Here is a 1,111-nt window from a genome sequence, read left to right on the forward strand (position 1 = left end):
CAACGACAACCAGGCCGTCCGGGCCGGCGACGTGCTGTTCCGCATCGACGATCGCGACTACCGCGCCCGGCTGGCGCAGGCGGTCGCCAATGTCGAGGCGGCCGTGGCGCGCCGCATCAATGTCGATGCCGAGACCGAGCTTCAGCATGCCCTGATCCGCCAGGCCGAAGCCCAGAGCCGGGCGGCGGCGGCCGAGCTCAACCTGGCGACCAAGGCCTACGAGCGCCGCCGCGAACTGATCCGCAGCAACACCATCAGCCAGGCCCATGTCGACGAAAGCGACGCGGCGCGGTCGCGCGCCGAGGCGAGCGTCTCGGCCGCGGCGGCAACGGTCGAGGCGCAGCGGCAGCGCATCGCCGTGCTCGCCGCCCAGCGCGAGGCGGCCGTCGCGGCCGTGGCGCAAGCCGAGGCGGCCCGCGATCTCGCTCAGATCGATCTCGACAGCACCGTGGTCCGCGCCCCGGTCGGCGGCGTCGTCGGCAACCGCCAGGTGCGGATCGGCCGGCTCGTCGCGCCGGGTGCCGCCCTGCTCGACATCGTCCCGGTCGACGATGTCTGGGTGGTGGCGAACTTCAAGGAAACCCAGGTCGAACATATCCGCCCCGGCCAGCGCGCCCGGATTACCATCGACGGCTATCCGGCCGGGGCGCTGGAAGGCGTCGTCGACAGCTTTGCGCCGGGCAGCGGCTCGGCCTTCAGCCTGCTGCCGCCGGACAATGCGACCGGCAACTTCGTCCGCGTCGTCCAGCGCGTTCCGGTGAAGATCCGCCTGGCCGGCAATCCGCTGGCCGGCCGTCTCGTGCCCGGCCTGTCGGCGCGTGTCGAGATCGTCCAGGGAGGCGGCTCATGAGCACCGTGCTCACCGTCGCGCCGCGCCGCGCCACGCCGATCTCGGCAGCCCTGCTCGTCGCCGGCATCGTGCTGGCGACGCTGACCGAGGCGATCGCCAGCACCGTGCTGTCGCTCGGGCGCGGCGACATCATCGGCGACACCTATGCGACGCCGGACGAGTTCGCCTGGCTGGACATCGGCTACACGTCGCTGAAGCTCATCGGCTTCATCGCCGCCGCCGCGCTGATCGACCGGATCGAGCCGCGCCGGCTGGTCATCG

The 1,111-nt window shown here is 72.2% G+C and carries 1 protein-coding gene and 1 pseudogene; both read left to right on the forward strand.

Features of this window, described 5'->3' with window-relative positions; all coding sequences use genetic code 11:
• The coding region (locus N181_RS10320; protein ID WP_060563364.1) for an HlyD family secretion protein at positions 1-850 on the forward strand (850 nt) is incomplete at its 5' end.
• A pseudogene (locus N181_RS10325) lies at positions 847-1,111 on the forward strand (MFS transporter); the annotation flags it as partial. The gene N181_RS10320 and the pseudogene N181_RS10325, both read left to right, overlap by 4 nt.

It is taken from the genome of Sinorhizobium fredii USDA 205 (assembly GCF_001461695.1).
GTDB classification, from domain to species: domain Bacteria; phylum Pseudomonadota; class Alphaproteobacteria; order Rhizobiales; family Rhizobiaceae; genus Sinorhizobium; species Sinorhizobium fredii.